Annotated in this window: 18 protein-coding genes; 12 read left to right on the plus strand and 6 right to left on the minus strand. The window is 67.3% G+C overall.

Going from position 1 to position 23,656, the window contains the following annotated elements; all coding sequences use genetic code 11:
* The 4 genes from dapC to ACYVE7_RS06575 all read left to right on the plus strand — a co-directional run.
* Positions 1-864 (plus strand): succinyldiaminopimelate transaminase (gene dapC / locus ACYVE7_RS06560; RefSeq protein WP_460363645.1); only part of this gene is annotated, 864 nt, incomplete at its 5' end.
* Positions 865-920: 56 nt separating this feature from the next.
* Positions 921-1,409 (plus strand): DUF2617 family protein, encoded by a 489-nt coding sequence (locus tag ACYVE7_RS06565; protein ID WP_460363646.1) that lies wholly within the window; start codon positions 921-923, stop codon positions 1,407-1,409.
* Between the two features lie 45 nt (positions 1,410-1,454).
* Positions 1,455-2,597 (plus strand): acyl-CoA dehydrogenase family protein, encoded by a 1,143-nt coding sequence (locus tag ACYVE7_RS06570; RefSeq protein ID WP_460363647.1) that lies wholly within the window; start codon positions 1,455-1,457, stop codon positions 2,595-2,597.
* 550 nt (positions 2,598-3,147) lie between these two features.
* Entirely contained in the window at positions 3,148-3,312 is a 165-nt protein-coding gene (locus ACYVE7_RS06575; RefSeq protein ID WP_460363649.1) for a hypothetical protein, read from the plus strand.
* Positions 3,313-3,527: 215 nt separating this feature from the next.
* Here ACYVE7_RS06575 and ACYVE7_RS06580 read toward each other — a convergent pair whose 3' ends face one another.
* Positions 3,528-7,142 carry a P-loop domain-containing protein gene (locus ACYVE7_RS06580; RefSeq protein ID WP_460363650.1) on the minus strand — a complete coding sequence of 1,205 codons (3,615 nt, stop codon included), beginning with the start codon at positions 7,140-7,142 and terminating at the stop codon, positions 3,528-3,530.
* Between the two features lie 160 nt (positions 7,143-7,302).
* Between ACYVE7_RS06580 and ACYVE7_RS06585 the strand changes: the two genes are divergently transcribed.
* From ACYVE7_RS06585 to ACYVE7_RS06610, 6 genes are all read left to right on the plus strand, one after another.
* Entirely contained in the window at positions 7,303-7,497 is a 195-nt protein-coding gene (locus tag ACYVE7_RS06585; protein WP_460363651.1) for a hypothetical protein, read from the plus strand.
* A 146-nt stretch (positions 7,498-7,643) separates the two neighbouring features.
* Positions 7,644-9,227: a type I-E CRISPR-associated protein Cse1/CasA gene (locus ACYVE7_RS06590; protein ID WP_460363652.1), complete on the plus strand. Its 1,584-nt coding sequence runs from the start codon at positions 7,644-7,646 to the stop codon at positions 9,225-9,227.
* Positions 9,224-9,763 (plus strand): type I-E CRISPR-associated protein Cse2/CasB, encoded by a 540-nt coding sequence (gene casB / locus ACYVE7_RS06595; RefSeq protein ID WP_460363653.1) that lies wholly within the window; start codon positions 9,224-9,226, stop codon positions 9,761-9,763. The genes ACYVE7_RS06590 and casB overlap by 4 nt, the downstream gene beginning before the upstream one ends.
* Positions 9,760-11,064, plus strand: a complete 1,305-nt coding sequence (locus ACYVE7_RS06600; protein WP_460363654.1) for a type I-E CRISPR-associated protein Cas7/Cse4/CasC — start codon at positions 9,760-9,762, stop codon at positions 11,062-11,064. The genes casB and ACYVE7_RS06600 overlap by 4 nt, the downstream gene beginning before the upstream one ends.
* Positions 11,061-12,002 (plus strand): CRISPR-associated protein Cas5, encoded by a 942-nt coding sequence (gene cas5, locus ACYVE7_RS06605; protein ID WP_460363655.1) that lies wholly within the window; start codon positions 11,061-11,063, stop codon positions 12,000-12,002. Before ACYVE7_RS06600 ends, cas5 begins: the two co-directional genes overlap by 4 nt.
* On the plus strand, positions 11,999-12,694 hold the full coding sequence (locus ACYVE7_RS06610) for a type I-E CRISPR-associated protein Cas6/Cse3/CasE (RefSeq protein WP_460363656.1): 696 nt from the start codon (positions 11,999-12,001) through the stop codon (positions 12,692-12,694). Before cas5 ends, ACYVE7_RS06610 begins: the two co-directional genes overlap by 4 nt.
* 168 nt (positions 12,695-12,862) lie before the next feature.
* Here ACYVE7_RS06610 and ACYVE7_RS06615 read toward each other — a convergent pair whose 3' ends face one another.
* From ACYVE7_RS06615 to ACYVE7_RS06635, 5 genes are read right to left on the minus strand one after another with little or no spacing between them, the layout of a single operon-like run.
* Positions 12,863-14,059, minus strand: coding sequence for a hypothetical protein (locus ACYVE7_RS06615; RefSeq protein ID WP_460363657.1), 1,197 nt, complete (start codon positions 14,057-14,059; stop codon positions 12,863-12,865).
* Positions 14,060-14,118: 59 nt separating this feature from the next.
* The gene (locus ACYVE7_RS06620) at positions 14,119-15,141 is read right to left on the minus strand and encodes a hypothetical protein (protein ID WP_460363658.1); all 1,023 of its coding nucleotides are present in this window, start codon (positions 15,139-15,141) and stop codon (positions 14,119-14,121) included.
* 13 nt (positions 15,142-15,154) lie between these two features.
* On the minus strand, positions 15,155-17,074 hold the full coding sequence (locus ACYVE7_RS06625; RefSeq protein WP_460363659.1) for a hypothetical protein: 1,920 nt from the start codon (positions 17,072-17,074) through the stop codon (positions 15,155-15,157).
* Positions 17,071-17,787: a toll/interleukin-1 receptor domain-containing protein gene (locus ACYVE7_RS06630; protein WP_460363660.1), complete on the minus strand. Its 717-nt coding sequence runs from the start codon at positions 17,785-17,787 to the stop codon at positions 17,071-17,073. The genes ACYVE7_RS06625 and ACYVE7_RS06630 overlap by 4 nt, the downstream gene beginning before the upstream one ends.
* Entirely contained in the window at positions 17,784-19,082 is a 1,299-nt protein-coding gene (locus tag ACYVE7_RS06635) for a helix-turn-helix domain-containing protein (RefSeq protein WP_460363661.1), read from the minus strand. Before ACYVE7_RS06635 ends, ACYVE7_RS06630 begins: the two co-directional genes overlap by 4 nt.
* Before the next feature lie 327 nt (positions 19,083-19,409).
* On the opposite strand from ACYVE7_RS06635, the gene ACYVE7_RS06640 reads away from it, so the two are divergent.
* Positions 19,410-21,860 (plus strand): glutamate--cysteine ligase, encoded by a 2,451-nt coding sequence (locus ACYVE7_RS06640; RefSeq protein WP_460363668.1) that lies wholly within the window; start codon positions 19,410-19,412, stop codon positions 21,858-21,860.
* A 15-nt stretch (positions 21,861-21,875) separates the two neighbouring features.
* Positions 21,876-23,654 (plus strand): N-acetylglutaminylglutamine amidotransferase, encoded by a 1,779-nt coding sequence (locus ACYVE7_RS06645; protein ID WP_460363662.1) that lies wholly within the window; start codon positions 21,876-21,878, stop codon positions 23,652-23,654.
* The last annotated feature ends 2 nt before the right edge of the window (positions 23,655-23,656 follow it).

Below are 23,656 nucleotides of genomic sequence, written 5' to 3' on the forward strand. Positions count from 1 at the left end.
CGCCTCGGCATCGCCGCCGACCCGGCCGCGGTGCTGCCCGCGATCGGCACCAAGGAGCTCGTCGCCTGGCTGCCGCTGCTGCTCGGCGCGGGCCCCGGCGACACCGTCGTCTTTCCCGAGCTCGCCTACCCGACCTACGACATCGGCGCGCGGATCGCGGGCGCGCGCGGAGTCGCCACGGACGGGCTGCTGAAGCTCGGCCCCGAGACCCCCAAGATCGTCTGGCTGAACTCGCCGTCCAACCCGACCGGCAAGGTGCTGCCCGCCGCCCACCTGCGCAAGGTCGTCGCGTGGGCGCGGGAGCGGGGCGTCGTCGTGGTGAGCGACGAGTGCTACATCGAGCTGGTGTGGGAGGGGCCCGAGCCCGTCTCGATCCTCCACCCGGACGTCTGCGGCGGCTCCCACGAGGGGCTGCTCGCGATCCACAGCCTGTCGAAGCGGTCGAACATGGCCGGATACCGGGCCGGGTTCGTCACCGGGGACCTCACGCTGATCAAGCGGCTGCTGGAGCTCCGCAAGCACGCCGGCATGATCGTCCCGGCGCCGGTGCAGGCCGCGATGGCCGCCGCCTACACCGACGACCAGCACGTCAAGGAGCAGCACGCCCGGTACGCGGCCCGCCGCGCCGTGCTCAAGCCCGCGCTCGAGGCGCACGGATTCCGGATCGACCACTCCGAGGCGTCGCTCTACCTGTGGTCGACGCGCGACGAGCCCTGCTGGGAGACGGTCGCGCACCTCGCTGAGCTGGGCATCCTCGTCGCACCCGGCGACTTCTACGGCACGGCGGGCTCCCGGCACGTCCGGATCGCCCTGACGGCCACGGACGAGCGCATCGCGGCCGCCGCCGCACGACTGGTGACCTGACTCCCGGAGTTTCCTACAATTCAGGCCAACGCCCCGTAAATCCTGGGAAGGCCCGAATGCTGGAGTTGGCACGCCCCCTTGTCGACGTGCGCGCCGACGCCCTCGCCTACACCCTCGACGAACCCGGCATCGACCCCCTGGCCCAGCGGACCAGGCGGGTCGCCGGGGTCGAGGTCGACCTGCGGCTGCTCGGCTCCGGCCACCAGGTGATCGCCGGGCCCGTCATCGAGACCGTCGCCCCGCTGGACGGGCTGGAGGGGCCGCTGCCCTACCAGCTCCGACGCGAGGTGGCCGGCTGGTCGGTCTCCTTCACCGCCGACGTCTACCGGCGCGACTACGCCGACTTCACCCGGGCCGTCGCGTTCCTGCGCCGCTATCTGAGCGGCCGCGACGACACCCTCGCGGCGGGCTTCCCCGGCCAGCCCGACGCCCTGTCCGGGGTGATGGTCCGCCAGGTCAGGCGGGGGATCGAGTGGCGTGCGTGGCACACGTTCCCAGCAACGAGACAGATTGTCAGCACACGTTCGAGGATGCTCATCGGGTAGTGCTATTCTGCGCCTGTCAGTAAGCACTTACCTTGGGAGTACGGCGTGGCGCGCGAGATCTTCACCGACGAGCACGAGGCGTTCCGCGACATGGTGCGGTCCTTCATCGCGAAGGAGATCACCCCGTTCCACGAGCAGTGGGAGAAGGACGGCATCGTCCCGCGCGAGGTGTGGCTGGCGGCGGGCCGTGCCGGGCTGCTCGGCATCGACATGCCCGAGGAGTTCGGCGGCGGCGGCAACGACGACTACCGCTACTACGTCGTCTTCAACGAGGAACTGGCCCGCGCAAGCGTCAGCGGCCCCGGGTTCGCCGTCCACAACGACATCAACGGCGGCTACTTCCGCCAGCTCGCCACCGACGAGCAGAAGGCCCGCTGGTTCCCCGGCTACTGCTCCGGCGAGCTGATCACCGGTATCGCGATGACGGAGCCGTCCGCCGGTTCCGACCTGCAGGGCATCAAGAGCACCGCGATCAAGGACGGCGATCATTACGTCCTGAACGGTTCGAAGACCTTCATCTCCAACGGCATCCTCGCCGACCTGGTGATCGTCGTCGCGAAGACCGACCCGTCCGCGGGCGCCCACGGGGTGTCGCTGCTGGTCGTCGAACGCGACATGCCCGGTTTCGAACGCGGCCGCAACCTCGACAAGATCGGGATGCACGCTCAGGACACCGCGGAGCTGTTCTTCGACAACGTCCGGGTGCCGGCCGCGAACCTCCTCGGTGAGGAGGGCGCCGGTTTCATCTACCTGATGCAGAACCTGGCCCGTGAACGCCTGTCCATCGGTGTCACGGCCCTCGCCGCCGCCGAGGCCGCTTTCGAGCAGACCCTCGAATACTGCAAGACCCGCACCGCGTTCGGCCGCCCCATCGGCAAGTTCCAGAACAGCCGTTTCAAGCTCGCCGAAATGAAGACCGAACTGACGGTCGCCCGCGCCTTCACCGACCAGTGCATCCTCCAGGACGCCACCGATTCCCTCACCATCGAGAACGCCGCCATGCTCAAATGGTGGAACACCGAAATGCTCAAAAACGTCGTAGACCGCTGCCTCCAACTCTACGGCGGCTACGGCTACATGACCGAATACCCCATCGCCAAGGCCTACCAAGACGTCCGCATCCAAACCATCTTCGGCGGCACCACCGAAATCATGAAAGAAATCATCGGCCGCGGCCTCGGCATCTAACCCGACCTGGAATCTCAGTTCAGATGGCCTCTCGGTGCTATCGCCGTGGTCGAACTACACGGCGATAGCTCCAGGTCCCGCCTCTGCTTCGCAAGTACCACCCCATCGCAACCCCTGTCGTCCGGTCGCCCCGAGCCCCCCACCGCTACCCCAGCCGGACGGCTTTCGCCCCACCCGAAATCCGGCCGAGCAGCGGCAAGTAAGTTAAGGAACCGCATCTTCGGGTTATTAAAGACGAAGGTCGGCTTCTGCGCTCCCGCGCACGCGAGGATGATCCCTGCGACGTGTTGGTCGGCGTCGAACAGGCAGAGTTTTCCCGCACGCAGACGATGATCCTGAGGGCCGCTCTGTGCGCTACCGCGGCAGCGGGACAGTCCGCTGCGAGGGCGCGTCGCCGCTGATTCAAACTAGTTTGGCAAAGCTCCCCTCTCCGCTCCTCCGTCCTGCCTAGCATGATCTCCATGTGCGGGACTCAACAGTGTAGAGGAAGGAAATATGGATGTCCTCGGTAGAGCCTCCGGCAGCCCTTGATGGGTATACGCTCCTGGTGGTGGCAATCGTCATCGCTGCCGGGACGGTCGTGGGCGTTCTGGCTTATCTGGCGCATCATCCGTGGCCAGAGGTGATCATCGCGGGGCTCGTATCAGCGGGCGCTTCGATTATCCCGACGATGAAGATCGTTCCTCGACGCGGGGTTAATTCGACACCCCGTTAAAATGCGTTGAGGGTTTCTTCTTCCTGCGCGCGCAGGAATGCTCCCAGTGTGGAGGAAAGGAAAAACCTGCTCCCCGCGTATGCGGGGATAAAGAAATCTCTGTTCGCACCAAGAAGCCGACCCGCATCACGAAGCGATGAGGCGCGTTCGTACCGTCAGCTTGGGATCTTCTGGCGCGGGCCTTTAGTTGCGAGCGTAGATTGGCATGAGCCTGACTACGGCTTCATGAGGTTACTGCTCGAGGGGTCATCGCCAAGATGGATTTCGGTGATGCGGAGCACCTCAGCGATGCTGGTGGGTGCCGAGCGCGCGAGTGGGGTAAGCGCATGATGCCATCCGGAGCCGTTGAGCGACTCTTGGAGGAACTTCTGCGCTTGTTCTATGTTTCGTGGGGCTTGCGGAACGAGAAAGTGAGCCAGTGCGCGGATCGTGGTCGTCACGTTGTCGGTGCCGCCGTGCGCGTCCGCGAGTAGCACGGGTATGCCGGCTGCCTGCCCGGCTGCCGCAGCGAATGCTTCGCCTCCGCCGAGGCGCTGCGCGACGCGTCCGGCGGCCGCGAAGTCGCCTAGCAGGGCTAGTACGACGGCGTAACCCGCAATGCGCAGGGGATGAGCTGAGGCGCTTGTCGCTTGGCGTTCTAGTTCTTCCAGCGGAGATTGGACATCGCCGTACCCCTCGTCGGAGATGCAGAGGATCGCTTGCACAAGCAGGTCGTCGAACTTTCGTTGCGGCTGACGTTGGAGTTTCTTCAGAAGGACGTCTTGTAGTCGCCCGTAGGTATCAGCTGCAGTGGTTTCCACGCCGAGTAGCAGCGCCGCCAGCTCGTGCAGTGGGGTGAAGCGGCTTCCGGAAGGCCCGAGCTGGAGAAGGCGAGCACGGACAATGCCTTCTGCGTCGTCTGGGCGATGTGCTCGCAACCCGGCAGCGATCACGGTGCTCCGGTGCTCGGTCTCGTGACGGGTCCCTCTGGTCTCGCCCGTGGGGAAGCCGACAAGGGCCTGAGCTGACGCGGTCTTGCCCACCAACGCGAGCGCCTGGGCGACCGCGTCGAGGGCGTCTGCCGGGTCGGCCGGCGAGAGAAGGGACTCCGCGACGGCCGAGTGGCGTAGCGGCGCTTCATGTCGGCCTGCGCCTGAACAGCCTGCCGACACTGCGGCGAAAAGCCGGGCACGGCCTGCGTCGTCTGGCATGTAGGCCGCGAGTTTCGCGGCGGTCTCATCCATCCCGCAGAAGGCCGCTGCCTCAGCGAGAGCAGGCAGCCACACGGGTATGTCCTGATGACCGCGAACCTCTGACAAGAGCCGCTCCAGCTCGCCCCTGGCCTCCGGTATTCGATCCTGCTCTTTCATCGTGCCCATCTGGCTGAGCAGCGCCGAGTCAGTCGCTGCATCCGCATCCGCATCCGCATCTGTCTCGTCAAGGGCGAAGTGCGCGGATCGAGTGACGTCGAAGCCCAAGTCGAGGTCTGTGATAGTGCCGAGGAACCGTTTCGCTTCCTCGAGCGTATCGCCCGTATCCACCATCGCCCGTACCGTGCGGGCGAGCATCCGCGGCAGCTGGACGGGAAGCGGTGTGGCATCCGCCGTCGAGAGGATCGCGGTCAACGTGTTCACTGCCGTGGTGGCCAAGGACCGTGCGGTCTCGGGAAGGATCTCCGCGAGCGTGGACGCCGCGAACGCGAGGATCTCTGGGTCCTGCGCTTTCACGTGGTTCTTGATCCGGTCGTACAGACGTTCCGCTCGGTCGGGGTCGGCTTGCGCGATTTCCGCCCATATCTCCACTGGCAGATCCTGCCCACGCCCGTCCTCTTCAGCGATGGCCTCCGCCCAGTCCTCCAGGCCGTCCAGGATCTCCGCTGCCCCCGCAAGGTCATGTGGCCGCAGAGCCGCTGCGGCGCGTGCGGCTGCGGGGACCGCTGGCCCGTAGGCGTTGACCGCCCGCAGCAGACTGAGAGCGTCCTGCTTCTGCCCTGTCGCTATCAGCGCGATCGCGGTGTTGACCACGGTCGGTCCGAAGACACCCTCGTCTACGAAGCTCGGAACGATCGGTTGCCTGCACTTGCTCACCCAAAATGCCGCCTCGCGCGCCGTCTCCGCTGCCCGCGCGTCCTGGGCCTCTACGAGAACGCCTGCCACGTCGGCCAACCTGGCTGCCTTGCCTTCGACGCTACCGGGTGATCGGGCGAGGGCCAAGGCCCGGTCGATATCGCCAAGGAGAGCGAACGCCGATGGAAGGATCCGCGGGACGGATGGTTGCTGCTCGCCGAGGAAGTGTCGTGACGCTGCGACGGCGGCCAACAAGCCAAGACGTTCGTCTCCACCGATTCCCCGAGCCAGGTCTGCGAGATTGTCGAGTTCTGAGAGTGCGAGATCTGTTCGGGAAGACATCGCCATCCGATACTGTCGACGAGGATCGAGTACGAGCGCCCGTAGGCGCTCGACGTCACCGTCGCGGGAAAGCAGGGTTGCATATCCTGAGAGAAGATAAGGCGGAGTTTCCTCAGGCCAGCCTCTCTCTGCATAGCTTTCCGCCCAGGTCCGAAGACGGTCGCCGTGGGCTTGGATGGAAATTCTGCCTATTCTCTCGAGGGCAGCCTCCCTCAACTCCCTATGTGCCAGCACATAGGTCTCCGGGCCGAGCGCTTCCGGTGACATGCTCCGGCCCTTCACCCCTCGGAGCGTCTCGTCGATTTGGAGAGGCGTGACGTCTTGATCGTTGAACAGTTCGTCAAGGTTGTCGATGCTGAGACCGCCATGCGCGACTGCCATCATTCCGAGAATCTTGCACCCTACCGGGCACTTGAGCAGCCTGTACAGCTCTGTCCTCGCCCGGTCCCGGATGGCCAGGGCTTTCGGCGATGGCGTGAGTGCCTTCACGACTTGCGGGTCGCGCAGCGGATGGTCGGGCTCGACATCTGGGACGAACGGTGTGGTCCGGCTGGTGACCAGCACCCGCATTCCTGGGGGTACCGGTTTCGGAAGCAACGGCGCAATGGATTGGCTTTCCCCGGTGGCGTCCTCTCCGTCCAGTCCATCCACGACGAGTAGGAGCGTTCGTCCCCGCTCTCGACTCACGGCGGCGGCCTCTTTGTAGAGGGCAAGAAGTAGCCGGGAATCCCTGGGCGTCGTCCGGGTGAGCCGAGGCCTACGGGAGTTCGGCTGATCTACAATGGCTGCGAGTTGGTCGGTTACCTGTCGCAGGAAGTCCTTTCGGTCTGCCCCGGCTCCAGGCTCTCCCCGGTGAGTAGCCGAAATGAAGTAGCTGACGACGTCCGCGGTCCTCGATGACGCGATTTTCCTGATGAACGTCGCCATCAACGCTGTCTTTCCTGCCCAGGGCTGCGCTCGCCACCACCAGTAGCCCGCCTTGCCTCCCCCCTTCTGCCGGGCGAACGCAGTTAGTGCCGCCAGCTCGGCTTTTCTCCCTTCCAGATCATCCGGTGCCAACGATTCCGCGACCAGATCTTCGTAAACGGCCAGGAAGACACCTTCGTTAGTGGCCTTTTTGGGCGGTCGTCCTGTCTTGCGGGCACGGCTCTCGAACCGTGCCGCCTCCAGGTCCTGTTTCCACGCCTCGATCCTCCGCCGGCTGTGCTCCGGGACGAGGTCTTGGAGATAGGAGACGAGAGCGAGGTAATCCTGCTCCTTGCCCTTGCTGGGAGCGTTCTTTCCCTTCAACCACGCTGAGAGCGTCGACGTAGCCAGGTCCAAGGCCCACTCGATGTGTTCAAGGGACATGTCCGGCCGCTCAAGTCGCGCGAGCTCCCAGAGCTGCCTCAACCGCTCCGCGAGGCTCTCCGCGTTGTTCCTCGCATCCTCTTCCCGCGACATCACGCTCCCGGATGAAGTTTCTTGAAATGGCTCTGACCAGGCTAGACATGGTCCAGATAGCGTGTCGCGACGCTTCGAGATGTCGCCGGAAAGAACCTGGACGGCCACTGTCTGCCCCATCGGCCGGCGAGTACCGCGGGCCCCGTTCGAGAGGCACGTCATGCTCGTCCTGACCACGCTCCTGTCGGCCCTGTCCGACGCAGCCCTCCTTGCCGCGGCCGGTGGTTTCACCTACACCGCCACCGTGTTCGTCGCCACTCTCGCCTCGCTGATCGCTCGCACCTCCGACCGGCGCCGCGATGCCCGGGCTACCCTCGCGCTCCTCACCAGGCCCGTCATCCACCGCCGGAAGTAGTCTCGCCCTTCAGCCGATCGGGACGGCTACGAAGGGTGCCCTTCGGGACTTTTCCCCATATGCCCGTTAACTGAGAAGTGCACACGCGGCCGCGTTCTGTGTATTACGTTCCCTCCCTAAGGGCGAGGTGGACCTAGGGGAGTGGGTTGGCTGGATCGGATGGGACCGGGCGGTATCGGTGGGATCCGCGTTACCGGGAGTGCGTCAAGGTCGTCGCGCTAGACGGGCGGGTCCGTGAGCTGGGCTTGGTCGACCTGTTCCGGCAGGCCGACGGGCTGAGGGCGGTGTCCGGCAAGACGGCGGGTGAGGAAATCGCCGTCCTCGAGTTTCTGCTCGCCCTCGTGTACGCGGCTGGGGCGCAGCCCGAATCGGACGACGAGTGGGAGAGCTGGGCCAAGAACGGTCAGTCGCTCAGCGAAGTCGCGGACTGGCTCGCTTCCCGGGACGGGGACGACTGGGATCTTTTCCACCCCACGCGCCCGCTCGGGCAGAACGCGCTGCTCGCACCGTTTCTTGACGAGCACGGGACGGGCCCGGCACAGCTCGTCATCGAACATGCTGGGGACTACAACCTGTTCTTCGACCATCATCACCTGAACCATCCTCAACCCTTGTCACCCGCCGAGGCGTTCCGGGCGATGCTCACCCAGCATGTCTACGGGATCTACGGACGCGCCCGCATCTCCGGCAAGAAGACGCTCGGGCCGACGATCACCAATCTCGCCACCGGACGCCTCTGCGGCAGAATCAAGGTCGTCGCACTGGGCTCCACTCTCGGTGAAACCCTCCGGCTCAACCTCACCCCGACCCAGGAACCGGGAAACCTCAACCTCTCTTGGACCACGGGAGAAATCGAACGACGAGGGTTCAAGGTCAAACCACCACCGAGGACGGTGGACGGCTTCGCGGACTTGCACAGCTCTCTTGGCCGTTCCGTCCTCCTGCGTCCGGCGATGACGCCCGAAGGAGTGGTCGTGGACCGCGTCCTGGTCGCTGCCGGCGAGCTCCTCACGCTGGATCCGCAGCTTCATCTTCAGGATGCGGTCATGTCGGAGACACGCGACGGGGAATCGAAGCCGCTGTGGCCGTCCCCGACGCGCGCGCTGTGGATGGAGGCCCACGCCCTCTACGCGTCGGTCGCGCGAGAGGCGAAGCCGAAGGGCCTCTACCGACGCCTGATACGGCTGCCTCCTGCCGAAGACCCAGCGGCCGGCCCGTTGATCGAGTTGCAGGCGGTCGGTCTCATCACCAACAAGACGACGGCCGTGAAGTGGGTGTCCAGCTACTTCCCCTACTCGCCCGGCTTCGAGAAGAACCTGCAGGACGCGTCCTGGAAGGGCTCGCAGATCGCCGAACACGTGGCACGCAGCCTTGATCTCGCCGCCTTCGCCGCATGGCAGATCTGGTACCCGAACCCCAAGCCGTCGGACAAGGCACAGCAGCTAGCCGGCTTCGACGTGCGCGACGAGCACTGGCAGGCGACGGAAGACCCCTTCAACATCCTCCTCGATGAGACCGCTCGCGGCTATCCGGTGGGGGAGTCCGTGGCAGAGTACGCCTCCACGGTCGCCATGGCGGCCCGCGCGTTCCTTATCCGGCGCCTCGACTCCCTGCCGTCCAACCCTCGCGGCTTCCGCGCACGGACTGAGGCCCTGGGCCGCTTCGACCGGGAGTTGACCGGAGCGAAAGCCCCGCGGGAACTCCTCGACCTCCATGGAGGGCGTGCATGAGCACAGAAGACGATCCGGGACAGCAGCTGGAGACCTGGCTGACGACGCTCGTTCGCAACCGCGACTACGGCGAGCTCGCCAAGCTCCGTCACGCCGGCTTGGAGACACCCGCCCACATCATGGCGGGGTGGTTCGACCTCGACCAGCGCGAGCTGTTCGCGCAGGTGGCGTTCCTGTTCGCCGTTTACCACCGCGGCATGTCGAGCCCGTCTCCCGGGACGGGCAGCCTCGGCGCGGCGGCCCGCAGGATCGGCAGCAGTATCGGGCGCGGCCCGAACGACCCCGGGGCGAGTCGTCTCGTCGAGCGGGTCGTCGCCAGCAGGCGCATTCCATGGCGGCACCTTCAGCACGCGATCGTGCGGCTGCGCTCCTGCGAGGAGCCTCCGCCGTCGTGGGCGCAGCTCGCGGCCGATCTCGGACGATGGCACGACCGCAAAGCACGGGTCTCCTACCGCTGGGCTGTGGACTTCTACAACCCGTCCGCCTCGACCGCTGACCACGACACCACCAGGACGATTTCGAAAGGGACGCAGTGACCGACACCGCCCGCAGCCCCTACCTTTCACTCCATCTGCTGGAGACGCTCGTCGCGGTTCTGCCCGTGCGGGACGAGAACGGGTCGCCCAAGACGATCGTGTACGGCGGTGTCGAGCGGCACATGATCACCAGCCAGGCACGCCGGCGCGCCGAACGCGTTCACGCGCGCGAGCGGGCGAACCAGGGAGTCGGGGCTCTGGCGGGACGTTCGACAGGGACGCGTACCCGCGAGTGGGCGCTCATCACCGGACGGGCTTTGGTGGCTCAGTACCGCTGGGACGAGGCCGAAGCGATCGCGATGGCCAGGGCGGTGCTGAACGCGGTCGGTCTCAAGTTCGGGGACCCGACCAAGGTCAGCGTCGCGAACCGAACGAAGGTCCTGCTCTTCGCGCCTTCGGACGCGGGAGCGCGGATCGCCGCCCACCTCCACTCCCATGGCGGGACGCTGCGGGAATGGATGGCCGAATACGACAAGGCTCAACAGGCGGCAGTAAAGCCGAAGCGGGGCGCGGCCAAGCCGGCCGACGCGCCTGCCGTGTCCCTGCCACCGCTGCCCAAGGAAACGCGTACGACGATCCTCACAGCGCTGGCCCCGCGGGACGCCATTGACATCGCTCTCTACGGACGCTTTCTCGCCGAGATCCCGGAGTCCCCGAACGTGGACGGAGCCGTGCAGAGCGCGCACAGCTTCACGGTCCACGAAGCCGAACAGATCGACGACTTCTACGCGGCTGCTGACGACGCGAAACTCGACCGTAAGCGGAACGCGCTTGACTTCCTGGACGCTGCCGACGACGGAGGCGCCGGGATGACCGGCTACCAGTCCCTCATCTCCGGGACGTTCTACCGTCACGCGGTCCTGGATCGCCGAAGGCTCCGGACCAACCTGCGCGCCGCGGGGATGTCCGAAGACGAGGCCGAGGAACTGTCCGTCGCCGCGGAGCGGGAGTTCGTCAACGCGTTCGTCGAGGCGTTCCCCGAGGCGAAGCGGAACTCGACTGCGTCCACGGGTTCGCTTCCGGGTCTCGTCCTGGCTTTCGAAGGAGAGCGTCCATATAACTACGCGGCGGCCTTCCAAAGGCCGGTGGACGAGAGCCCCGAGGACAAGGGCGGTGAAGGACCCGCAGGACGCGCGGCAGCGAAGCGACTGCTCGACCATCATCGCTTCGTCCAGGAACGTCGTCCCGACATCGGCACCGTACGGGTTCTCACCTATGACCCGGAGATCGATGGCGTCCTCAACGGCCTCGTCGGGCTGGGCGCCACCCGCACCACGACGATCGAGGAGCTGACGGGGTGAGCCATGTCCTTCTCGTCAGGCTCGCCGGGCCCCTCCAATCCTGGGGGGTGGATTCCCGATTCTCCCGCCGGGACTCCCGCAGCCGTCCCACCAAGTCCGCGGTCATCGGCATGTGCGCGGCGGCCCTGGACGTTGGCCACGTTGGCGATCTGAACGCATGTGAGATCGACTGCGGATGCGACGCCCCGTGCGACTGCGCACGAGGCTGCGGTTGCGAGCGGGCGTGTGGCCGGAAGCTCGCCGAGACCAGGTTCGGGGTCCGCGCGGACCATCCCGGGGTCCCCACCCGCGACTACCACACCGTCGGCGGAGGCGCCTATCCGCTGCGCCCCCGCGACGTCATCACCGACCACCGCCGCGCACGAGCCGTGACAGCCAGCCTCGATGCCGCGCAAGGCGACGTCTTCGGCCGCCACGAACTGGCCGACTGGTATGGAGCTCCGAAGGGAACCGCCTCCGATCCCGAGTCCGGGACGCTCGTCTCAGGCGCCGTCACCCGCAACGCCATGATCACCGAGCGGAGGTATCTCTCCGACGCGGCCTTTGTCACCGGCCTCCAGCACTCCGAGAGGGATTTCCTGGAGGAGGTCGCCCACGCGCTGGAGCATCCGAAGGCCCTCTTGTGGCTCGGCCGCAAGTCCTGTCCGCCTTCGGGAACCATCGCCGCAGGCATCTTGCCGGGCACCCTTGAGGAGGCGTTCTCGGGGATGCAGCTGCTCCCTGTAGACGGAGGACTCTCAGCCGCGACCGGCGAAGGGCCCACCCGAGCGCGGCCCTGGGCCTGGCTGGAAACTCCGCCGACGACCCGAGGCGCACTCCCCGTCAATGACCAGCCGGTGAGCTTCGATCCGTTGCACAGGACCCACTCCACACGCTGGGAGATCCGGCAGCGCATCCCGATCACCCCGAACGCCGCCCCATGGGACATTATCCAGTGAAGAGGACAGCCCGCTTTGTCGCCACCCACTCCATCCTGACGCTCGATGCCCGCCATCCGTTCGTCGCGAAGTCCCTCATGGATGCCCACGAGATGCACCGGACCGTCATGAGCGGCTTCTACGGCTGGGTCGAAGAGGGGAGTAGCGATCCCCGCGCCCAGATGGGGATCCTTTCCACCTGGGCAGTCGACCTGAAGAACGCATCACTCGTCTTGGTCGTCCAGTCCAAGGTCCCCGGGGACTGGAGCGGTATCCCGCACGCCGCCCTCCTCGACAAACCCCAAATCCTCACCGTCGACCGCACCTTCACAACGGGCGATACCGTCGGCTTCCGCACAGTCGTCAACGCCACCCGCACCATTCCCGCGCCCGGCCCACCTGGTGCCCGCCCCCGAGGCCGTCGCGCCGGCCACACCACCCCCGCCCATGTGAAGACCTGGTTCATGAACCGCCTGGGCTCCGCCCCAGCCGACCCCAAGCTCTGGATAGGCGCCACCTCATCCCCGGACGCCATCTCCGCCCGTATGCTCCCCGCCGCCTCCAGCCCGTCCCCACACAAGAACCTCCGCATCACCCGAGCCGAACTCCGCGGCACCCTCACCATCACCTCCCCAGAAGCTTTCGTCTCCACCCTCACCACCGGCCTCGGCCACGCCCGCGCCTACAGCTGTGGCCTCCTCCTGGCCCGCTGACCGAGCAGCGGGAGGGTCCCTCGGGAGAGGTGCTCCCCGTGCACGCGTGGGCGCGGCATTCGCGCCATGCCGGACACCCACCATGATTTCGCGCGCCGCCAGAATCAGCGCGATGGCGCCGCCGACGGCAGCGCGTGGTTGAGCGACCGTGGGGCCGATGTCTGGCACTCACATGGCGGGGTCGAATTCGGGTTTGGTCGTCAGGAGGCGCCAGCGGAGGAGTTCTTGGGTGAGTGTCGTCTCAACGTGGAGGGCCAGAGCTCGGAAGCGGGTGGCGGTGTCGGGCGCGGCGGCGTCGGCGATGAGGCCGACCAGGGTGTTCTCGTGGCGGACGAGCTCGGTGTGAGCCACCAGGTAGGAGCCAGCGAGGCGTTGGGCGGAGAAGAGGCTCTGAAGGGCTAGGACGCCGTTGCACAGGGCCGGGATGATCGCCGCCGAGAGGGCGAGGATCCCCACGGCCATCGAGCCTGGCTGCCGGCCCAACTGCTGTCCGTTCGCCAGCGCCGTGGCGTAGACGAGGGCCACCGTGAGACCAGCCAGCACCGAGACCTTCGCAGTTCCACCCAGGACGTTCTCGGTGCGCTCAGCCTTCTCCGCGCCCAGTCGGAAGAAGAGGATCTGGCGCCTGATCCGATACTCCAGGTAGGTGCGCATACGCTCCACCGTGTCAGAGTCGGTTGGGCGAGGGCCGGCCTGCCAGACCAGGTCGATCCAGGGACGCTCCCCGGACAGACGGTCCCGATCCGTCAGGGAAGCGAGCTGGTCCAGCCAGGCGCCCTCGGTTTCGATCAGCAAGTTGATCCGGGCGTCGCGGACGCGCTCCACCTCATCCTGAGTGGCGCCGAGATACGGTCCGGTCGCCGCCAGGACGAGGTACATCTCGCGCCGGAAGAGTTCGGTTCGCATACGGCTCGTGACCCAGGTGTGGGCGGGCCGCCGGTCCGACCAGATCGTCTCCAACATGACGAGCAGCGCCGCGCACTCGGCGGCGGCCAGCCCCACCGCGATTGCGCCACCCCCGGGCAGGAAGACCATCTGGATCGACAACATGGTGGTGGCGAGGAGCGGCGTCGCGGCCAACCGGACCCCCTTGGCGCGCAGTCGTCCCTGGTGGTCGACCGGGTCGCCGAGGGAGCGGCGCAGGCCCGCAGTGGGCTCCAGGAAGCCGGGGAAGTCTTGGGGAGCCCTCGTCGATGGATCAGGCTGCCGGTCCACGCGGAGTTCCCGGCTCGCCTGCCTTCTCCTCCGATGGCGGTGCTCCCGCCCGATCAGATATCCCTGGCCGAGCAGCAGGAGCACGAGCAGCAGCAGCACGATCGGGAACGCCGGGAGCAGCGGCCGGTAGGACAGAGCGATGGCTGCCAAGCACAAGCCGGCGAGGGACGCGGTCTGGACAAGCGGCGTGGTTCGGCGACTCGATCCCCTCACCTGGGATCCGGTTCGGACGGAGGTGCGGCGTCGGAATCCGGCGGCAGGTCGTCGAGGATCTCGAAGCGGCGGCTCATCTCGTCCGCCACCTCGTGAATGCCGTGTCGGCTCACCACTTCCCTGAACCGCCGGCTCATCAATGGCCGTTCGGGATGGTCGTGATCGATGCCCATGGAGCGCATGAAGGCGTCGAAGTGGTCGACCGGAGACCGCTGTTCCGGATCATGCTCGAGGTCGGGCGGGTGGGGCTGGAAAGCGTCGGGAAGGTAGGTGTTGTTGGCTGCGGACGCGAGCTGGGCGAGCAGATCGATGTCCTGGACCGTCTTCTCCACCTGTTCGTCGTTCCGGGAGAGCCACCAGACGACGGCACTTCCGGTGTCCTTCAGGACGTCTTCCCCGAGGTACTCCCGTCTGCTCTGCTCATACTTGCGCTCGTGCTCCCACATGGCCTTCTCCTTGCGGAGCGTGGCCAACTTGACCAGCCGTTCCCGGTCCCTCTCGGGGAGGAAGAGCCGGATCGACCTGGCCATCGCCCGCACCGACCGCGCATCGTCGGGCTGCATCTTGCCGAGCTCGCTGCCCAGTTCATAACGGACGAGCGCGGCCTGATCAGGGTCACACTGCCGGGCGATGTCGCGGGCCCGGCCCAGGACGGCGGCGACCGCGAGGGCGGGCAGATGCAGGTCCGGTTGTTCATCTTCCGTCAGAGGCGACCAGAGCACGGTCGCCGAGAACAGGAAGGAGTAGTCCTCCCGCCGACTGGGAAGTGGGACATCGGTGATCATCAGGGCCTGGTGCTCGCCGAATTCAGCAGGGAGGCGGTCGAAGGGAACCTCGGCTTCGGGACGGACCGCCCGGCCGTTGGCGCCGTACGCCAGCAGTATCGCCACGGCGACGAACCCCACGACCAGGACGGTCGGAATCCATACCGATCGGGGGGCGAGCCCGACCAGTCCCCATGTCAGCAGGGCGGCGACCGATACGGAGCACATGAAAAGCGCGCTGCGGCGTCTACTCAAGGGTGTTTCCTTTCTAGACGTCTGCGACGAGCAGACCTTGGGCTTCATTGATCTTGGCGAAGAGGGGATCGCCGAGAAGGGGGCGCAGATCAGGGCGCTGCGCCATCCGGTAGAGACGGCTCAAAGCGTCCGTATGCCGTGCGCCGCCCGTGACCATCGCGTTGAGCAGGTCGTCGATATGGCTGCGGTCCGAGGCGGCGAGTTCGAGCCATCGTTCGGCCAGCGGAACCCACGATTCCGGAGGGCCCGCTGAGAAGACGAGCTCCCAGCCGACGATGAGCTGCCCGTGCACGGTGTTGAGGTCGATGAGGGAGCGACCGCTGGGCCCCAGGGCAGTCAGCGCCACAGGGTCCGCGATGTCCAGGAAGAGACCCAGGTCGGCTACTGCTCCCGCGCCGAAGCGTCGGTCGGTCAACCGCTGCAGCAACTGGCGGCGAAGCGCCCTATTCCCAGTGACCAGCTCGAGCAGGGTCTCGCGGGCGAGGTCGTGGCCGTTGCGGACCAGACGATGAAGCCGGACCACGGCTTGATCGGGATGACTGACCGCGATCTCGTCTCGGGACACCGCGATGATCACTTCTACGAGCGGTCGGGACAGGTCGCGCTTGCGTGACCAGTCGTAGATCTGCCCGCGGAAGAATCGGCCCTGGTCGGCATCTTGCAGTCCGTGAAGCAGCACCATGGCCGCGGCTTTGACCTGGGGAGCACTCGCCTGGCCAGCGGTCCAGTGGCCGATGAGGTCCGTCAGCGTCGACCGGTACCGATCGTTCAGGCACTGCCGAGTGAACCGCCGGATCAGCTCCGTTCTCTCCTCGTCTTCGAGGGCTGGCCACCCGGCGAGGTCTTTCATCCACGAGACCAGCGCCGTGCGGAGCCCCGGCATATGGGTCCAAGCGTAGGCACGCACCGCCGCCGCGTAGTTCAGTCTCTGAAACCGGATACGGCCGCCGGCGTCCAATTCGGCCTTCACTTCCGCCAGCCGGACGTCCAGGGTTGCCCTCTCCAAGATCGGCACTGTGTCATCGGGGTGCTCGGCCATCCGCTGCAAGGCGACGGCGGCCGCCTGGACGGTGTCGGCGTGTACTCCTTCGAGCATGGCGGCGGCGAGGAGGAACGCGCGTTGCGTACCCTGCTTCAATTCCTTGACCAGGGCCGCGACGTCCTCCACTCGGCCGGACAATGCCTTGGACGCTTCGGCATACCAGGCGGAGAAGCTGCCCTGGCCCGCAGCTCCGTCGCGTGCCTCGGCGACGAGGTCCACGAACTCCGCGACCTTTTCCAGTGAGCGAGCATTCTCGGGAAGTCCGGTTCCCGCGGGTACCTCGTCTGGGAGGAAGCCTTTGAGCCGCAGGCAGCGCTTGAAGACCTCGTCGAGAGCGGGAGGCTTGATCCGCGCCCGATATTCGCCGAGTTCGAACCCCAGCTCCTGCGAGGAATAGGGCAGGAGGACGACGAGATGGGCCGAGCGCTGCTGGACGGTTTCTCGTAGCTGGGAGAGCTCAGGGCGGACGGCATTCCAGGTCGAGGGCTCAGCGAGAGACAGATCGAGCCAGATCAGGTCCTCGTCTCCGACATGGGTGAGGTTGATGAGGGCCCCCTCGGCGGGATCCTGCAGAACCAGCTCGTGGAGCCCGGCCCCGGCCGAGGCCAGCGGCCAGAGCAACATCCTTGCCGCCGCTCTCCCGCCGCTTCCGTGCGGTGCGTCCAGGAACACCGTGCGATGGGATTCGAGGACCCGCTGTGCCTGGTCGAAGCCCGGAGGATGGACGAAACGCCGGTACAGCGAACGCAGCTCGTCGGTTGCCTGTTCTCTGGGGGTCCTGCCCTTCGCATCGCGCAGGAGCGAGTTCAGGATGATGACGAAGGAGTCGCCTGGGCTGTTTTTGACATACCCTCTGTTATCGAAGAACTGCTGATCCGGCATGTCGTTCAACGGTCGTTCTCCGACCGGCGCGAGCCGCCGAAGCGATGTGAGACGCCGTCGTGGTTGTCGCCCTGGACATAGAGGGCGCCGTCACCAGAGAAATTCTGTGTGTTGAGGTTGCCGCTTCCGGTGTGAATCTGCCCTTGGTTACCGGAGATGATGGTGCCGACCTGGCCGCTGATGTCGCGGGTCTGCACGGTGGAGCCGGTACCGTCCGCCGAGTTGCGCGTGCCTCCCACCGCGCCTTGATCGAGTTCCTTCTCGGCCTCCTTGAGCGCGGGGATCAAGGCAACGAGTTCGTCGCCGATACGCTTGAGATCGGCGCCGTTGTCTCGCAGGTCCAAACGGAGGGATTGCACCCTGGCCAGTCGCGCAAGTCGCGACGGAAGGTCCTCGGTGGTGAGCCGCTTGGTCTGCCGGCCTTCCAGGATGGGAATGACTCGGGCCCCGCTGTCGAACGCCTCCAGAATTTCGCGGCGCACCCAGTCGTTCTTGGAGCGGAGCCGAGCGTCGCTGACCCAGGCGGGACCGATCACGGCGAGCAGGACCGAGCAGCGGCGCACCGCACGGAGCAGCGCGTCGGCGAAGGACTCTCCGGGCGGGATGGACTTGGCGGCACGAAAGGCGACGGCGTCTCCGAAGCGGCTGGACAGGGCGGTTTCGAGAACCACCGCTGTCTTTTCCCCGTCGCCGGTGCGGTAGTTGATGAATACCTCGGTCATGAAGGCCTCCTGGGAGTGACGATCTGCAGCGCGGTGCCCAGTTCGGGCGCCAGCTCGCGAACTGATGGGTTCTTGGGGTGGCGGGCGAGGGTGCGTGCGAGGCTTCGCAGGTCGGCGGCGATCGTGGCGGTACCCACGCGGCAGGCGGGATCGAGCAGCACCTTGGCCAGCTCGCAGGCGTGCTCCACCTCGCCCGAGACGGCATGGGCGAGCGCGTGGCGGATGCCGTAGCGCACCCGCGTCCGCGCGGCGTGCTCGGGCACTCGTGCCAGCTGACCGGCGATGACGTCGGCCGCTGCGTCGGGCCGGCCCAGGTCGTACAGGCACCAGCCGCGAACCATCTCGGCCGGGTCGGCCAGGTTCGTGGTGCCGATGACGGGCACGTCCGGGTCCGGTTCGGCGCGGGCGAGGAGTGTGCGGGCTCGCTCCAGACTCCACATGCAGGCGTCGTAGTCCCCGGCGAGGGCGTGCCCCTGCGCCTCTCGCTGGGCCGCCAGACCACGGATGCGGAAGGACTTCGTGCTCCGCTGGGCGTGCTGGGCGAGTTCGACGGTCTGGGGTGCGTCGTCCTGGTAAAGCGTGATGAGCGCGTGGCGGACCAATCCGTAGGCCGCGAGATCGTGGTCGTCGCCGGCGACTGCGAGCTTGACGGCGCGCCGTGTCCACCACAGCGCGCCTTCGTCGTCACCGGTCTCCTGGACGAGCCAGCCGACGTATTCCGCGTATCGCGACCCGAGCCGCAAGTATGCGCGGCGACCGCGTGTCTCTGCGTGGGTGGAGAGCTCTCGCAGCGTATGGGTCTGTGCGATGAGCGCGGGTAGGAGAAGATTCGGCTCGACCGATTGGCCGAGCCGCCGATAATGGTCAAAGAGAGAGCGGGAAACGCTGAGAAGGTTCGCTTCCTCTGCACCAGGTAGGGGAGTTGGCTTACCTATGTGCATTCCCGCCAGCGAGACGGCGCCGACACCCATGGCCTGGCGCCTGCTCAGGGGCGCGAACAGGCTCGGATCGTTCGTGGACAATCGCATGATCCATACCTCGTCGGTATCCGTAACCGCTGGGGTTCTGGTCTTCGAAGGTGTCTCCATGGTCAGCGCGATGAGAGCTCCGCGAGCGTCGAGCGCGGCATCGCACAATCGGACCAGCTCGCGACTGGGCGCCTTCAAGCCCCGTTCGACTTTGCTGAGCTGAGCTTTGCTGTAGTGGACGAGCCCTGCCAGATCGACGAGGGTGAGATTTGAGGCAAGCCGTCTTCTCCGCAACTCTTCCCCGAATCCGTTGGGATGCCTGACCACGTGGACCTCCGTCGCCGTTTGACCGAACAGCCGAGAGCCACCGTCCGCAAGCGTGCGCCGGAGGGAGTCGGCGCGACAAGGCGGATTCCGGTGTTTCCCGTTTCCTCTTGACGAGAGAAGACGATCAGCCGGGATATGTCGACGGTTCAGCGTGGCCTATGGCGGTGCTCGCTCCGTTCGGGACGTCAAATGGTGGCGGGCGGCCTGCCGGGGGCGTTGGCTGAAGATCGTTGGTTGTGGTCTTGGGATTTGGGCTGGATATGGAGGGATGAAGGGGGTTATTTGGGGCATAGGGGGGCGGTGTGGGAACAACGAGATGACGTGGCCGTGGGGGTCGAGGAGGAGTTTCATACTGTTGATCTGGTGAGTCGGCGGTTGGTGCCGAAGGCCGATCGGCTGTTGGGGGTGTTGCCGGGGGAGAGGTTCGCCGGGGAGCTGCAGCGGTCGGTGGTCGAGACCAACAGCAGGCCGTTCGTGCGGATCGCCGATCTGGTGGAGGATCTGGCGGCGTTGCGGCGGGCGGTCGTCGCCGAGGCCGAGCGGTTCGGGCTGGGGATCGTCGCGGCGGGGACTGTGCCGATCGTCGAACTCGACGCGCTGCAGGTCACACCGGACCCGCGGTACGAGAACATGCTGGAGGAGTACCAGTCCCTGGCCCGCGAGCAACTGATCTGTGGCCTCCAGATCCATGTGGAGGTGCCCGACCGGGACCTGGCGGTGCTCGTCGCCCAGCGGGTCTCGGCGTGGACGCCCGTGCTGCTGGCCCTGTCGGCCAGCTCGCCGTTCTGGCTGGGAGCCGACACCGGATACGCCAGCGGACGGACCCTGCTGTGGTCGCGGTGGCCGACCACCGGGCCGCCGCCCGTCGTCGGGAGCGCCGCGGAGTACGACCAGCTCATCAAGGACCTCATCGGATCCGGGGTGATCACCGACCCGGGGATGATCTACTACGATCTGCGGCCTTCGGCGCACCTGCCCACGCTCGAACTGCGGGTGCCCGACGCCTGCCCGCGGATCGAGGACGTCACGCTCATCGCCGGGCTGTTCCGGGCCCTGGTCGTCGACGCGCTGGACGCCGCCGAACCGTTCGGAGTGCGGCCCGAACTCGTCCGGGCGCAGACCTGGCGGGCGGCCCGCGCCGGACTCGAAGGCGAACTCGTCGACCCGCTGACGGGACGGCCGAAACCCGCGGCCCGAGTCGTCAGATCCCTGTTCGAGCGGCTGCGGCCCACCCTGGAGAGCACCGGCGACGCCGAACTGCTCGAAGAGCTCCTCGAAGGGGCACTGGACCGGGGCAGCTCCGCGGCACGCCAGCGCGCCGCGTTCGCCGCCGGCGGGCTGGAAGAGGTCGTCGACCTGCTGGTCGCCGAGTCTCGGATGAACACCGAAGGGCATCCGGGCGCCCGGCGCACCCAGGTGATGGCGATGCTGGAGGGCTACGACAGCGCCGCCGACGAGGCGATCGTCTTCGACAGGTCCGCCCGCAGACCCTACGGGCTGGTCCTGACCGCGCTGGAACGGCTCGGCCCCGGCGGGCTCGCCGAACGCGAGGAGCAGCGCGACCACGTGCAGCGCGCGCTCGGCATGACCTTCCGCACCGACGACGCCGAAGACCGGCTCTTCCCGTTCGACCTGGTGCCCAGGATCGTCGCGGGCGAGGACTGGAACGCGCTCCAGGCGGGCCTGACCCAGCGGGCGCGCGCCCTCGAGGCGTTCCTCCACGACGCCTACGGGGCGCGGGAGATCGTCCGCGACGGCGTCGTCGAAGAGGAGTTGATCACCTCCTCGCCGGGGCTGAAACCCGAGGGGAGCCTGGTGGCGCCCGGCCTGATCCGCTGCACCGTCACCGGGACCGACCTGGTCCGCAACGGCGCGGGCCAGTGGTTCGTGCTGGAGGACAACCTGCGCGTCCCGTCCGGTCTCGGCTATGCGATGGCGAACCGGTGGCTCGCCGCCCGCGTCATGCCCGAGCTGGTCAGGGCCGTGCCGACGCCCGCGCCGCGGCGTGCGCTGGCGGTGCTGCGCGGCGCCCTCACCCGGGAGTCGAGCGAGGTCGCGCTGGTGACGTCCGGGCCGTCCGACTCGGCCTACTACGAGCACCGGCTGCTCGCCGCCGAACTCGGCATCGCCCTCGTCCAGCCCGCCGACCTGCGCATCGACGCGCACGGCAGAGTCCACGCCGGCGACCACGCCATCGACGTCCTCTACCGGCGGATCGAGGAGGAGCTCCTGTGGAAGGCGCTGCCCGGCCTGCGCGCCTGCGTCAGGACGGGCGCCGTCGTGCTGGCCAACGCCCCCGGCAACGGCCTCGGCGACGACAAGGCGCTCTACGCCCACGTCCCCGACTTCATCGGCTACTACCTCGACGAGGAGCCGATCCTCAACAACGTCCCCACCTACCTGTGCCGCGACCCCGACCAGCTCGCACTGGTCCTGGACCGGCTCGGTGAACTGGTCGTCAAACCCGTCGACGGCTTCGGCGGGCACGGCGTGGTCATCGGCCCCGACGCCACCGACGCCGAACTGGCCCAGGCCCGCGCCGAACTCCTGGCCGACCCGTCCCAGTGGATCGCGCAGGAGACCGTCGACCTGTCGACCCACCCCACCTTCGCCGCCGGACGGCTGGAGCCCCGCGCGGTCGACCTGCGCGCCTTCGTCTGCCTCGGCGCGGAACCCGAGGTCGTCCCGCTGGCCCTGACCAGGGTCGCGCCCGCGGGCAGCAGGATCGTCAACTCCTCACGCGGCGGCGGCTCCAAGGACACCTGGCTTCTCTCCTGACGAAAGGAAGCACGTATGTGCGGCTTCTGCGGCGAACTGCGATTCGACGGCGCGACGGCCGACGTCCCGGCGGTCGCCCGGATGAACACGGCCCTGACCTCGCGCGGCCCGGACGGCTCGGGCGTCTGGTCGGCGGGCCCGCTCGCCTTCGGCCACCGGCGGCTGCGGATCATCGACCTGTCCGACCGGGCCGCCCAGCCCATGGTCGACGCCGAACTGGGCCTGACCGCGGTCTTCAACGGCTGCGTCTACAACTACCGGGAGCTGCGCGAGGAGCTCCAGGCCGACGGCTACCGCTTCTTCTCCGATTCCGACACCGAGGTGCTGGTCAAGGCGTACCACCGGTGGGGGAGCGACTGCGTCGAACGGTTCAAGGGGATGTTCGCGTTCGCCGTCCACGAGCGCGAATCGGGCGTCCTGGTGCTCGGCCGCGACCGGCTGGGGATCAAGCCGCTGTACGTGTCGGCCACACCCGACCGGATCCGGTTCGCCTCGACCCTGCCCGCCCTGCTCGCGGGCGGCGGCGTCGACACCTCGCTCGACCTGGTCGCCCTGCACCACTACATGACGTTCCACTCGGTGGTCCCCGCGCCGCGCACGATCCTCGCCGGGGTGCGGAAGCTGCCGCCCGCCACCGTCAGGACCATCCAGCCGGACGGGACCTCCGAGGACCGTCTCTACTGGCGTCCCTCGTTCACCCGTGACACTTCCCTCACCGCGGAGCAATGGCCTTCCGCCGTTCTGGCCGGTTTGCGGACGGCCGTGGACCGCCGGATGGTCGCGGACGTGCCCGTCGGGGTGCTGCTGTCCGGCGGCATCGACTCCAGCCTGATCGTCGCCCTGCTCGCCGAGGCGGGCCAGCGCGACCTCGCGACGTTCAGCATCGGCTTCGCCGCCGCCGGAGGCGAGGAGGGCGACGAGTTCGCCTACTCCGACCTGGTGGCCCGCGAGTTCGGCACCGAACACCACAAGATCATGATCGGTGACGGGGGCCTCCTCGACGCCCTGCACGGCGCCGTCGGCGCGATGAGCGAGCCGATGGTCAGCCACGACTGCGTCGCCTTCTACCTGCTCTCGCAGGAGGTGTCCCGGCACGTCAAGGTGGTGCAGTCCGGGCAGGGGGCGGACGAGGTCTTCGCCGGATACAGCTGGTATCCGCCGCTCGCCGGGGTCCCGCGCGATCAGGCCGCCGCCGCGTACGCGCAGGTCTTCTTCGACCGGCCGCACGCCGACCTCGCCGCGCAGCTCAGCCCGTCCTACCTGGGGGAGGACCACAGTCTGGCGTTCGTCCGCGAGCACTTCGCCGCGCCGGGCGCGGCCGAGGCCGTGGACGCCGCGCTGCGGCTCGACTCCACCGTCATGCTGGTCGACGATCCGGTGAAACGCGTCGACAACATGACGATGGCGTTCGGGCTGGAGGCGCGCACCCCGTTCCTCGACCACGAGGTCGTCGAACTGGCCGCCGCCTGCCCGCCCGACCTCAAACTCGCCCACAACGGGAAGGGCGTGATGAAGCAGGCGGCGCGCGGTATCGTCCCCGACGCGATCATCGACCGGACCAAGGGGTACTTTCCCGTCCCGGCGATCCGGCACCTGTCCGGCCCCTATCTCGACCTGGTCAGATCCGCCCTCACCGACCCGGCGGCCAAGGCGCGCGGGCTGTTCCGCGACGACTACGTCAACCGGCTGCTGGCCGCGCCCAGCGACCACCGCACGACGCTCGGCGCGAGCGCGCTCTGGCAGCTCGCCCTGCTCGAACTCTGGCTGCAGAATCACGGCGTGCGGCCGCAGTGAAC

It is taken from the genome of Actinocorallia lasiicapitis (assembly GCF_054778695.1).

Bases quoted from the DNA above. Each gene is read 5' to 3' on its own strand.
- ACYVE7_RS06645 (WP_460363662.1), top strand. From the start codon at position 21,876: ATGTGCGGCTTCTGCGGCGAACTGCGATTCGACGGCGCGACGGCCGAC.
- casB (WP_460363653.1), top strand. From the start codon at position 9,224: ATGAGCACAGAAGACGATCCGGGACAGCAGCTGGAGACCTGGCTGACG.
- ACYVE7_RS06585 (WP_460363651.1), top strand. From the start codon at position 7,303: ATGCTCGTCCTGACCACGCTCCTGTCGGCCCTGTCCGACGCAGCCCTC.
- ACYVE7_RS06630 (WP_460363660.1), bottom strand. From the start codon at position 17,787: ATGACCGAGGTATTCATCAACTACCGCACCGGCGACGGGGAAAAGACA.
- ACYVE7_RS06565 (WP_460363646.1), top strand. From the start codon at position 921: ATGCTGGAGTTGGCACGCCCCCTTGTCGACGTGCGCGCCGACGCCCTC.
- ACYVE7_RS06580 (WP_460363650.1), bottom strand. From the start codon at position 7,142: ATGTCGCGGGAAGAGGATGCGAGGAACAACGCGGAGAGCCTCGCGGAG.